Source organism: Candidatus Planktophila sp. (assembly GCF_046070465.1).
Taxonomy (GTDB): Bacteria; Actinomycetota; Actinomycetes; order Nanopelagicales; family Nanopelagicaceae; genus Planktophila.
The window spans coordinates 1-11,813 of the sequence record NZ_JBJTMK010000030.1 but is presented as its reverse complement, the minus strand read 5'-3'; the positions used below and the strand labels follow the sequence as shown (position 1 = coordinate 11,813).

13 protein-coding genes and 1 tRNA gene are annotated in these 11,813 nt (G+C 48.9%); 4 read left to right on the top strand and 10 right to left on the bottom strand.

Features of this window, described 5'->3' with window-relative positions; translation table 11 throughout:
- Positions 1–773 (bottom strand): aminotransferase class I/II-fold pyridoxal phosphate-dependent enzyme (locus ACKOVI_RS01580; protein WP_509602157.1); only part of this gene is annotated, 773 nt, incomplete at its 3' end.
- A gap of 47 nt (positions 774–820) precedes the next feature.
- On the opposite strand from ACKOVI_RS01580, the gene ACKOVI_RS01575 reads away from it, so the two are divergent.
- Positions 821–1,450, top strand: coding sequence for a DNA-3-methyladenine glycosylase family protein (locus tag ACKOVI_RS01575; protein ID WP_509602154.1), 630 nt, complete (start codon positions 821–823; stop codon positions 1,448–1,450).
- Here ACKOVI_RS01575 and msrA read toward each other — a convergent pair.
- Positions 1,447–1,974, bottom strand: coding sequence for a peptide-methionine (S)-S-oxide reductase MsrA (msrA, locus tag ACKOVI_RS01570; RefSeq protein ID WP_509602152.1), 528 nt, complete (start codon positions 1,972–1,974; stop codon positions 1,447–1,449). The genes ACKOVI_RS01575 and msrA overlap by 4 nt on opposite strands.
- Positions 1,975–1,996: 22 nt before the next feature.
- Between msrA and ACKOVI_RS01565 the strand changes: the two genes are divergently transcribed.
- Positions 1,997–2,068, top strand: a tRNA-Arg gene (locus ACKOVI_RS01565).
- 142 nt (positions 2,069–2,210) lie between these two features.
- Positions 2,211–2,480 carry a WhiB family transcriptional regulator gene (locus ACKOVI_RS01560; protein WP_509602151.1) on the top strand — a complete coding sequence of 90 codons (270 nt, stop codon included), beginning with the start codon at positions 2,211–2,213 and terminating at the stop codon, positions 2,478–2,480.
- Between the two features lie 10 nt (positions 2,481–2,490).
- On the opposite strand, the gene ACKOVI_RS01555 is transcribed toward ACKOVI_RS01560, so the two are convergent.
- From ACKOVI_RS01555 to ACKOVI_RS01540, 4 genes are read right to left on the bottom strand one after another with little or no spacing between them, the layout of a single operon-like run.
- Entirely contained in the window at positions 2,491–3,963 is a 1,473-nt protein-coding gene (locus tag ACKOVI_RS01555) for a sensor histidine kinase (protein WP_509602149.1), read from the bottom strand.
- Positions 3,964–3,967: 4 nt separating this feature from the next.
- The gene (locus ACKOVI_RS01550; protein WP_509602147.1) at positions 3,968–4,360 is read right to left on the bottom strand and encodes a DUF6912 family protein; all 393 of its coding nucleotides are present in this window, start codon (positions 4,358–4,360) and stop codon (positions 3,968–3,970) included.
- Between the two features lie 23 nt (positions 4,361–4,383).
- Positions 4,384–5,388 (bottom strand): P-loop NTPase family protein, encoded by a 1,005-nt coding sequence (locus ACKOVI_RS01545; protein ID WP_509602145.1) that lies wholly within the window; start codon positions 5,386–5,388, stop codon positions 4,384–4,386.
- Complete coding sequence (locus ACKOVI_RS01540) at positions 5,381–5,983, bottom strand: flagella basal body P-ring formation protein FlgA (protein ID WP_509602143.1); 603 nt, start codon at positions 5,981–5,983, stop codon at positions 5,381–5,383. The genes ACKOVI_RS01545 and ACKOVI_RS01540 overlap by 8 nt, the downstream gene beginning before the upstream one ends.
- Before the next feature lie 70 nt (positions 5,984–6,053).
- Here ACKOVI_RS01540 and ACKOVI_RS01535 point away from each other — a divergent pair, with 70 nt between their 5' ends.
- On the top strand, positions 6,054–6,602 hold the full coding sequence (locus tag ACKOVI_RS01535) for an Rv3235 family protein (RefSeq protein WP_509602141.1): 549 nt from the start codon (positions 6,054–6,056) through the stop codon (positions 6,600–6,602).
- Between the two features lie 2 nt (positions 6,603–6,604).
- Here ACKOVI_RS01535 and secA read toward each other — a convergent pair whose 3' ends face one another.
- From secA to ACKOVI_RS01515, 4 genes are all read right to left on the bottom strand, one after another.
- Complete coding sequence (gene secA, locus ACKOVI_RS01530; protein WP_509602139.1) at positions 6,605–9,277, bottom strand: preprotein translocase subunit SecA; 2,673 nt, start codon at positions 9,275–9,277, stop codon at positions 6,605–6,607.
- A gap of 26 nt (positions 9,278–9,303) precedes the next feature.
- Entirely contained in the window at positions 9,304–9,819 is a 516-nt protein-coding gene (locus ACKOVI_RS01525) for a ComF family protein (protein WP_509602137.1), read from the bottom strand.
- A gap of 164 nt (positions 9,820–9,983) precedes the next feature.
- The gene (gene mtrB, locus ACKOVI_RS01520; RefSeq protein WP_509602135.1) at positions 9,984–11,552 is read right to left on the bottom strand and encodes an MtrAB system histidine kinase MtrB; all 1,569 of its coding nucleotides are present in this window, start codon (positions 11,550–11,552) and stop codon (positions 9,984–9,986) included.
- Between the two features lies 1 nt (position 11,553).
- On the bottom strand, positions 11,554–11,813 hold a 260-nt coding region (locus ACKOVI_RS01515), incomplete at its 5' end, for a winged helix-turn-helix domain-containing protein (RefSeq protein ID WP_509602133.1).

Genomic DNA, 11,813 nt, shown 5'->3' with positions numbered 1-11,813 from the left:
CGTTGATGCATCTGCGCATTTTCTGTCACGATGATTGCGCACTTGAGTCCTGCGATATTCCAGCCTTTACTTGCAGCAGTTACAGTAATTCCGACTTCGCGTGCTTTCTCGCCCAATGTGAGAAATGGCGTGAACTTCTGCTCGGAGTATGTGAGTGGTGAATGAATCTCATCGCTAATAATGATTACGTTATTGGCATGTGCAAGTTCAACAAGACGCTCTAGCTCATCGCGGGTATAGACGCGACCAAGCGGATTGTGAGGATTGCAGATCAGATGCACTTTGATTCCTGATTTATAGGCAGCTTCGATCCCTGCCCAATCGAAGTGCCACGGCGAACCATTAATTTCTTCATCTGCACGAGTGAGCGGAACATCCACAATCTTGAGATGAGTCTCGTTGGCCCAGGTCCAGAAGTTTGGATAGACCGGAGAGTTCAAAAGAATCTTGTCGCCATAATTGGTAATAACGCGAAGAGTCTCGACGATTCCGACACCGACATCTGCTGCGATTCGAATTTGTGATGGATCTGGGCGCCATCCGAATCGACGAGATGCAAAAGCTGCAAATGCCTCCCCCATCTCGGGGATCGCACCGAGGTAGCCAAGATCTGATTTATCAACCATCTCAGTCAAAGTGCGGCGGATGGGTTCTGCTACTGGAAAATCCATCTCTGCGACAGGAAGAGGTAGAACATCCTTAGGAAATGCTCTCCACTTTTCAGATTTGTGTGTTTGTAGTTCGCCCAGCGGCACGAGATGAAAATCGCTCATGACCGGAAGTATTGCACTCCAGTCCACGAATCTCCATGATTGCCCATGTGCCTATCACCCCAATTACTGAAAGAGAGATGAAGAAGGTCACCGCTGATTTGGCTACGCGAGATCGAAAATTCGCAAAGGTGATTGAGGCTCACCCGCTCTGCACCATTGGCCGCAACCCAAAGCCTGTTACCCACTTTGAATCACTTGTTGAATCCGTTATCTCTCAACAGCTCGCAGTAAAAGCAGCTGACACAATCTTTGGCAGAGTGAAGAAGGCAGCGGGCGGGCGAATTCTTCCAGCCAGATTAGCCGCACTGAGTGAAAGTGAGCTGCGCGAGGCTGGCCTCTCGGGGGCAAAATTCAAAACCATTCAAGGTCTTGTGCAAGCCGCTCTTTCCAAGGAAATCGACTTTAAGAATTTGCATGAGATTGAAAGCGATGAGGAGATTTTCAAAAAGCTTACAGCGCTGTGGGGAATCGGTCCTTGGACCGTCGACATGTTCATGATGTTTCAACTTGGGCGATTAGATATCTGGCCAACCGGCGATTTAGGTGTCCGGCGTGGCTGGGAGAAAATCTACGCGTTAACTGAAGAAATATCTTCTGCTGCACTTGAAGTCAAAGGCGAGAAGTTTCGCCCTTATCGCAGCGTCATCGCGTGGTACTGCTGGAGAGCCCTCAGCTAATTGTTAGGAAACCTAATCCCGGTGCTGGAGTGACAGTCATACCCATTCGGATTCTTCTCCAAATAACGTTGGTGGTATTCCTCGGCAGGATAAAAGATCACTCCATCAGCGCTACAAATCTCGGTGACTATTTTGTCGATTCCTTCTGCTGTGAGAGCTGCTTGATATAAATCTCTCGTTTCTTCAGCAACAACCTTTTGCTCAACCGACGTGTAATAAATCGAGCTTCGATACTGAGTTCCGATATCGCCCCCTTGTTGATTGAGAGAGGTCGGATCATGCATCACCCAGAACTCTTCACATAATCTGCGATAAGAAATAACTGATGGATCAAAATTTACTTCAACCATCTCTGCATGGAGAGTCTTTCCGGTGCAGACTTCTTCATAGGTCGGGTTTTCCTTAATGCCACCCATATATCCGACGCGGGTAGAAATAACTCCGGGAAGATTCCAGAATCTACGCTCGGCGCCCCAGAAACATCCAGTGGCAAAGTAGGCAGTGGCAGAATTGAAGTCGCTCATAGTCGGATAACCTACTCTCTGCGCCCCCGTAGCTCAGGGGATAGAGCACTGCCCTCCGGAGGCAGGTGCACAGGTTCGAATCCTGTCGGGGGCACAGCTTCATCGGCGCGAGGTAAATCACCTCACTTTTGAAATCTTTTTTCCGCTACATCCTTGTTTAAGGCCTCACGACAAGGGAGAATTACCAGCCTCACACTCTGTGAGTAATCCGATTTCCGCTGTAAAGGAGCTTCCCCATGGATTGGAGACATCAATCTGCCTGCCGTGAAGAAGATCCTGAACTCTTCTTCCCTGTTGGAAATACAGGACCTGCAATCACCCAGATTGAAGAGGCGAAGAAGGTCTGCAATCGCTGTATCGTAAAAGATGCCTGCCTTGCATGGGCGCTCGAATCTGGCCAGGATGCTGGTGTCTGGGGCGGCCTCTCAGAGGACGAGCGTCGCGCTCTTAAGCGTCGTGCAGCACGAAACCGTGCCCGTCTTATGGACAACGGACTCCATAACTAATTTTCCCGCTTTAGTTAATCGGAAATCTCAAGATAGCGCGAGTCTCGTCGCTATCAGATTCTAGAATCAAAGTCCCGCGCAATTCATTCTCAGTCAAAGTGCGAACAATCTGAAGTCCGAGGTTTGATGACTCGGCCAAAGTAAAGCCCTCAGGCAGTCCAACTCCATCATCGGCGATGGTAACTACTACGGACTTCTCTTTTCTATCAATTTTTATTTCGAGTTTGCTTCCCTCGTTTTCGAGTCCATGCTCTAGTGCGTTATAAATCAGTTCAGTAATCACCAGCGCCAATGGCGTCGCGATGCGAGATTCGAGTTCGCCTAAATTGCCCGAACGCGAAATTTTCAGTTCTCTCATGCGAGGCGTTAATTCCAGCGCATGGTTTACCAGACGATCTAGTACATCATCAAATGCCACCGACAAATCCGCACTGCTTGAGAGAGTTTCGTGCACAAGTGCGATTGAAGCGATTCGCCGTACCGCTTCATGAAGTGCCTGACTTGCACCTGGATCTTCAATGCGACGAGCTTGCAGACGAAGCAGTGCTGACACAGTCTGAAGATTATTCTTTACTCGGTGATGAATCTCGCGAATCGTCGCGTCTTTCGTAACAAGCTCGCGTTCGCGACGGCGAAGCTCTGTCACGTTGTTGAGCAGAACAATTGCACCTACGCGATCTTGGCCAGCAATAATGGGCAGAACAATCAGATCAATTACTCCGCCGAGATTCTCGACCTCTACACGCCGAAGTGAACGCCCGCTCAGACTTGTTACTAGCGCTTCTTCGCGTGCATCGCTCTTCTCGCGGGAGACTGTCTCTGCTATTTCTCCGAGCGAGAAACCTTCAAGTTCATTGGTCCACCCCATGCGGCTAAATGCAGAACGCGCATTAGGGCTTGCATAGCTAACTGTTCCGTTGACATCTATGCGAATAAGGCCATCACCCACACGTGGAGTTGGATCGAAGAGCGAACCGGCATTTTGATATGGGAAGTTACCTTCGGCCACCATGCGATAGAGCTCGTGTGCAATCTCTCGATAATTTAATTCAAGTCGTGAAGGTTGGCGCATCAAGTCAGAGTTACGGTGGCGAGAGATTACAGCGATGACTTTTTCCCCCATGATGACAGGAATAGTCTCTTCTTTGACCATCACATCACCGAGCATTTGCGGTTCGGTATCCCTGACAATCTCACCACTGGAAAGTGCTTGATCAATGTAAAAACGATCGCCCCAGCTAATTTCATCACCAATCACATCGTGCGCAAAAACAGTTGACGCTGTAGTTGGTCGAATGTGCGCCACAGCGATATAACCTGTTGGCCAACTTGATTCATCTTTGCGAAGTGGAATCCACAAGATCAAATCAGCAAATGAGAGGTCTGAAAGTAGCTGCCAGTCTGCAACCAGCTCGCGGAGTTTGTGAATCTCCTCCGCTGATGAAGGCGATCTGCCTTCTACGTATTCCTCAATAGATGCCATGTAGTTACTTCTTCAACCACTCTTGGATGTTGTTCTCAGCCTCTTGGGGTGCAAACCAGGTGAGATCTTCGGCATCTTCGCCTACGAGAAAAATTGCTTCGACAGATGACCATTGAAGTGGTGCGCGAAGTTCAGCGCTAATTTCATCAAAGGCGCCAAGTTGTTCTTCATCTACTTCCAGCGCCACTACAAGAGCAGCACCAGATTGGTCATCGAGAAAATCGAGAGCATCCTCAGCGGCTAAAAGAGAGAGTGAGTACTCGACTTCTTCCTCATCCATCTCTGGATGCGTAGCGCTATAGATAGGAGATGGGGCATATACCTCTGCAACATCGAGCGAGCCGTCGGCGAGAAATTCTTGAAGCTCATCGGCAGTTGTAGCTAGGTATACGCGCATAAGGAAAGAATATCGTCATTGAACTACCTCATCGCCACTTCAAGAGAGCGTGCAATCTCACCCAGGAGAATGCTTTTAGGCGAAGCTACAGCCAATGTGGTGTTCTGTGCCTCCATTTTTTCAATTGCACGGCTATCTCTGGAAATTGATTGAACGGGCACACCGAACTGGTCAGCTACCTTCGTTTCCAAATTTTTTCGCTCTCGACGACTGATGACCTTGCTCAGCGTTAGGGCTATTGTCCACTGCTCGCCGTGAGGGGTTGCTTGCCTGAGCTCTTCCAGTGAAGCAATATCCGTGCGAGTGCATATCAATGGCCGTGCGTGTGAGTGGGATGTCCATGAAACCAGTTGATCCCTCACTCGGCGACCCGCTGGAAAACTCAACTGTAGTTGTCCTGCATCAATCACAATCGTGTCGTATTGATTGGCAATTGTATTGAGATTAACAAGTCCCGAGAGTTCACTTACTTCAAAGAGCGAAAAACCTGCAGAAGTTATCTGCGGAGCTGTACGGATATTGTGTGCTGAGAAATGTCGAGCCAGAGTTGGATGTGCAGTATTTCCATCTACCAATAGGACTTTTTCGCCCTGTTGAGTAAAGAAATCTGCAGTGCTGATAGATATTGATGACGCCCCTACATGCCGACCAACTGAGAAGATAGAGAGAATTGGTGTTGTAGTTGCTGAGATAAAGAATTGCTCTTCCGCTCTCTCACTCTTTCGATTGCGCAAAAGTTCCTCTAACTCGAAATCACTCCGAGGGTCAGCAGTTGCCGAGTCTTCAGAAGGTAGTGAGTGGCCACGAATCAGAACTGATTCTGTGGGCCTGGTCAGAAAAGCTTGAGCGAAATCATCCGACTGAACCACTAGTGCCTCTTGGTTATTGGTAAGAAATTCATCCAATCCTTCTGGTGATGTTGCTCGGTAAATTACTTTCCACCCTAACCGCGTGAGCGAGGCTGCAATAAAGCCCTCCTGATGCATATCCCTAATGGCAGTTATAGCCCAGCGTTCTGATTCAGCCATGGCTTGCGACCACCACGATTCTTCCGGATGAAGTTGCGATGAGAACAAGCGGTACATCTTCTCTTTGAACGGTGATGGTTAGTGAGAGGTCACTTCCAAAGTTTGCACTCTTTCGAGCGATTTCTTTAATAAAGACTCCCGAAATCACATGCTGCGGAGGAGTAACAACTTCACCATTACGGGCATCAAATACTTGGTAGAGCGAAACTAAGTCGCCAGGAAGAGTGGATTGTGGAATATCGGCTGCGCGAATCGATATTGAGAGACTTTCGGTCGTTAACCCTTCAGAATTGCTAGAGATGTCGTTGGAATTGAGTAATTCACCCGAGAGCAGGCTTCGGCGAGTAATAGAACCAACAGGATTAGATGTGCCTGGTATATACCCTCGCACATCGTTCCCAAGGGCGATCTTCACAAGTGCGATATCGCTAGCAGTGATTTGAACTCCGCGTGACAAGGGCTGCTTTAGGACCCAATAGTGAGAACCAGAGTTAGCGAAATAGGAGATTGCAAATGAAGCAATGATGGATGTAAGAAAGAGTGCACCTGCGATTGCCAGGCGGTTATTTGATTTGTTCTCTGTTGTAAGTGACATGAGGGCACGGTAGTTATCCCTTTAGTGTCAGTTTTAACTTCTCCACAGTCATACGAAGGTATGAGAAAAATTGAGATTTCAAGATGATGTAGCTCTTGCGGGGAGCGAGCAATCTGGCTCTATGACAACAACAGCGCCGCTCGCCCTCATCTCCAGCACTACTCCCCCAGAATTGTGGGGCCATCCCACCCTTGATCTCTTTTCGCCACCAATTGAGGTTCGTCGTCCGCAGAGGGCACTTCTCTATTCAACTCCCTCAACTTTTGGAGATCTATTCGAAGATGATGATCGCCCTCAACCTACCTCAGCGGCCGATCTTCCCGATATACAGAAGTGGACAATGTCCTTTGCGGTAAATGTTTTGGAAATTCTCGCTGGCCGTCGTACGCCTTCTCAATTAGCATCTCGCTGCCACCATGCGATTTTTATGCGCATCATCTCTGTCGCTGGCAGCGAGAAAGATATCGGGCGCATTCGTAGAATCCACCTCGATCAACCGCTCGATGGAATCTGCGAATCCACTGTGACTGTGAGGTTTGGTGAGCGTGTGCGCGCCTTAGTAATCCGCACCGAAGGAGTGGATGGACGTTGGCTTTGTACTGCCTTGCGACTATTGTGAAATTAAGCGGCGCCGTGGCAACGCTTATATTTCTTGCCAGACCCACATGGGCAGGGGCTGTTGCGTGAGACATCGCCAGATGTAACAACACCATTTTCATCAGCGGCGGTGTACTTCAAAGGTGCTTCCTGTAAGGGCTTGCTTTCGATTCCTTTTGCCTGAACTCCCGAACCATCGCCTTCGATAGTGACCTCTACATTGAAGACCAAGCTCGCAAGCTCTTCCTTAATTGCATCCATCATGGCTGAGAAGAGTTCATATCCCTCGCGCTGATATTCAACGAGTGGATCACGCTGTGCCATCGCACGAAGACCGATTCCCTCTTGGAGATAATCCATCTCATAAAGGTGCTCGCGCCAGCGGCGATCCAGTACTGAGAGCAGAACTTTCCGCTCGAGTTCGCGCAGAACATCTGTGCCAAGTTCTGCTTCACGAGCTGCATAAGCCTTACGTGCATCTTCGAGAATGCGTTCTTCTAGGAATTGCGCATCGAGGGCACCTGCGCCGCCGATTTCAGTGAGAAGCTGCTCTGCTGTAAATGAAATTGGGTAGACCAACTTGAGAGCCGTCCACAGATCTGCCAGATTCCAATCTTCACTAAATCCCTCAGCTGTTGCTGCTCGCACATATGCAGAGAGAGTCTCTCCCACGAAGTCTTGCACTTGTGAGCCAATATCTTTACCTTCAAGAACTAGGCGACGCTCGCTGTAGATAACTAAGCGCTGGCGGTTCATGACATCGTCGTACTTGAGAACATTCTTACGGATTTCAAAGTTTTGTGCTTCAACCTGTGTTTGTGCAGACTTAATTGCATTGGAGACCATCTTTGATTCGATGGGTTCGTCTTCTGGAAGACCTGCAGCGGCAAGGAAGCGCTCAACCAGAGCCGAGTTAAAGCGACGCATCAGCTCGTCTTGAAGCGAGAGATAGAAACGTGATTCTCCCGGATCTCCCTGACGACCTGAACGACCTCGAAGCTGATTATCGATACGGCGTGATTCGTGGCGCTCGGTTCCAAGGACATAGAGGCCACCCAAGGAAATTACTTCTTCATGATCTTTTGCGATTGCGGCCTTCTGCTTCTCAATCTCAGCTGGCCATGCGGCTTCATACTCTGCAGGGTTCTCCACTGGAGATATTCCGCGACGTTGAAGTTCGAAATCAGCCATAAATTCTGGGTTTCCGCCGAGCATGATGTCAGTACCGCGGCCTGCCATATTTGTTGCAACAGTAACTGCTCCCTTAACGCCTGCGCGCGCGACGATTGAAGCTTCGCGTTCGTGGTGCTTTGCGTTGAGAACTTCGTGTTGAACTCCAGCCTTCTTGAGAAGCGCTGAGAGCTCTTCAGACTTTTCAACGGAAACTGTACCTACTAGAACTGGTTGGCCTTTACGGTGGCGCTCGACGATATCGCGTACAACTGCATTGAATTTTCCGAGCTCTGACTTATAAACAAGATCAGCTTGATCGATGCGCTGCATTGCACGGTTAGTTGGAATCGGCACAACGCCAAGCTTGTAAATCTGGTGGAATTCAGATGCTTCGGTCATCGCCGTACCGGTCATACCTGAAATCTTTTCGTAGAGACGGAAGTAATTTTGAAGTGTGATTGTCGCAAGAGTCTGATTTTCATCCTTAATCTCAATGCGCTCTTTTGCTTCGAGAGCCTGATGAAGACCTTCGCTGTAGCGACGACCAGACAACATGCGGCCTGTGTGCTCGTCAACAATCAAGAGCTCACCATTCATGACTACATAATCTTTATCGCGCTTGAAGAGTTCTTTAGCGCGAACCGCATTGTTGAGGTATCCGATAAGAGTTGTATTAGCTGCTTCGTAAAGGTTTTCAATCTGAAGTAGCTGCTCGACCTTGGTGACGCCATCTTCAAGAATTCCGACGGTCTTCTTCTTCTCATCTACTTCGTAGTGCACATCGCGATCGAGCTTTGTTGCGATATTTGCAAATTCAACATACCACTTCGTCGCTTTGTCAGCGGGGCCACTAATAATGAGTGGAGTACGAGCTTCATCAATAAGAATTGAGTCAACTTCGTCGACAACTGCGAAGAAGTGATCTCGCTGAACACAATCTTCGAGAGTCCATGCCATGTTGTCGCGAAGATAGTCGAATCCAAATTCATTGTTGGTGCCGTATGTAATATCCGCTGCATAGGCTGCGCGACGTTCAGCAGGAGTCATGCTGTTGAGAATGACACCGACGGTCAGACCGAGGAAGCGATGGATACGTCCCATCCATTCGCTATCGCGCTCGGCGAGGTAATCATTGACTGTTACAACGTGTACACCTTTACCTGCAAGTGCATTGAGATAAGAAGGAAGTGTTGCAACAAGAGTCTTACCTTCACCGGTACGCATTTCTGCGATATTGCCCATATGCAGGGCTGCTCCACCCATCAGCTGAACATCATAGTGACGCTGGCCAAGTGTGCGCTTTGCGGCTTCGCGAACTACTGCGAACGCTTCTGGAAGAAGGTCATCGAGGGTCTCCCCCGCAGCAAGTCGCTTCTTAAATTCATCAGTCTTTGCTCGAAGCGCATCATCGCTGAGCGGAGAGATTGAGCCCTCAAAGCTGTTGACCTTTTCGACCACCTTGCTGAGATCACGAAGGATCTTGCCTTCGCCAGCACGCATGATTCGATCTAGAAGCTTTGACATGGAGCAACCTTTCGGATGTGAGGCTCTTATCTTAACGGCTGGGCAACTGCGGCCGTTACGGCCCCAATCACCTGAATTCCCGCATATCTCAAGGCACGAGCCGCCTCGCAGAGGGTGGCACCTGTCGTTACTAGGTCATCGATAAGCACAACATTGCCATGCAATCCATGCTCCTTCTCTACAACAAAGGCGCCTTCCAGATTATTCCAACGTTCTTGGAGATGCAGGCCACTTTGATCTCGAACTTTTCGTGCATGCACCAGTGGAGACTTGAGTGGAATGGAGCACCTCATAGAGGCCTCTTGAGAGACCTCTGCAATGAATTGTCGGCCTCGCTGACGAGCTGCACCTTTGCGAGATGGAATTGGCACTAAGAAATCTACCTGGTGTGTCCTCAAAAGATTCTCAAGTGCATGGGTGATTGCACGAGACACTAAGGCGTCACAACTTTTAAAATGCGACTCTTTTGCTCCGAGAATGACCTTCTGGGCAACGGTTGAATAGATAACACTCGATGTGACAGAGATGTGATTCGATGGCAAATCTCCATACTTCGAAATATAAATATGGGGATTCCATCCACGTCTACATCGAGAACAGATTGATATGCCCAGAGCGCCACATGAAATACATCTCGAGGGAAATAGAATCTCTTGCAAGCTTTCGAAAAACTCCATGGCTTATCTTGGCCAAAAGTAGTTGTTAATTACTGATAGAAAACTTCCTCGTGGAAATCTTCTGGGGTCGGCTTAATGGGGCGACTATGAATTGAATCCCCAGCGTTACGTGGCAGAGTCAGCACAAAGTGAGCACCCTTGCCCGGACGGCCCCATGCGTCGAGTTCGCCATTGTGGAGTCGTGCATCTTCCAGTGCGATGGAGAGGCCAAGTCCTGTTCCACCGCGCACTCGTGCACGTGAAGGATCTGCACGCCAGAAACGGTCGAAGACGCGGATCAGCGATGATTCATCGAGGCCAGTACCGAAGTCACGAACTCCAATCGCGACTTCGGTCTCTGTTGTCTTGATCTGAATTTCAATCGGGGTTCCATCGCAGTGATCGAGTGCATTGGATAGAAGATTGCGCATAATGCGTTCTACGCGGCGCATATCTGCCTTTACCGCAACGGTCGAGCTATCCGACTTGGTAGATACTCCTGAAGTCTTCTCGTCACTATCGATACCGAGATCATGCACACAACGTTTAATAAGGGCAATGAGATCAAATTCCACTGGTTCGAGAACAGCTACTTCAGCATCAAATCGACTAACTTCAAGCAGGTCTTCGAGTAAGCGCTCGAATCTATCGAGCTGAGCAACCAAAAGTTCTGCACTTCGCGCAACAGGTGCATCAAAGGTGGTGCGGTGATTATAAATAACTTCTGATGCCATGCGAAGCGTGGTCAGAGGTGTCCGTAGTTCGTGGGAGACGTCTGAAACAAATCGCTGCTGCACACGAGATAAGTTCTCTAGCCGAGAAATCTGCTGTTCGATTGACTCTGCCATTTCATTAAATGAGTGGGCAAGCGTCGCAAGTTCGTCTTTCGATGTAATAGGCACTCGGAGATCAAAATCTCCCTGTGTAAATTGCTTGGCAACTGCCGCTGCCTCCCGCACCGGGCGGACAACCTGGCGTACCACAAGCCATGTAATCAAGGCGATAAGGAAGATGAGAGCAAAACCAGTAACTAAAAGTGAGTTTTGGATCAATTTCATCGTTGATGCTTGATTGGCTAGTGAGAAGACCACATACATTTCATATCGACCAGCACCTGGAATATCGATTCGATTTCCTACAAAGAGTGAATCAACTCCTTCTCCGGAAAAATACCTTAATTTTCCATATTCATATTGCAGGCTTGAGTCCTTCAAAATTTTTGCTCTTACGCTCGAAGGAATTGACTCAGGCATTGCCCCATTGGAGGTCATCTCGTAATTTACTTTGGAAGTCTTTGTTGTGGGTGTCTTGACGATAATGGCTTCGCGTCGCTGTTCTTTAATTCCCTGGGTGGTGGCATCTACGACAAACACAGCGAGAATTTTCTTGCGTTCATCAACGTTCTTACCTTGAGAAATCAAGAGCTGGTACTGCGCATTGAAGAACGCCAAACGTGCTTCGGCGATTGAGGAATTGAGGTTTACTGAGCGAATACCGTCAGAAAGTCGAGAGTAGAGTGCTGAACCCGTAAGCCAAACGACACCAAGCGAGAGAAGAATCGTGGAAGTAACGACTTTGGCGCCAAGAGATCGCTGAAATGCAAGACGAAGTCTTGTCATTCTATGAAGTGCCGCCTGCCTTATATCCAACTCCGCGAACAGTCATCACAATCTCTGGATGCTCGGGATCATGCTCGATTTTTGAACGGAGGCGCTGAACGTGAACATTGACGAGGCGGGTATCGGTTGAATGACGGTAACCCCAAACCTCGCTGAGAAGCGCGTCGCGCGTAAATACTCGACCTGGATCTTTGGCAAGCGCTACGAGCAGATCAAACTCAAGGCGCGTCAAGGTAATAATCTTCGGTCCGCGGTGAACCT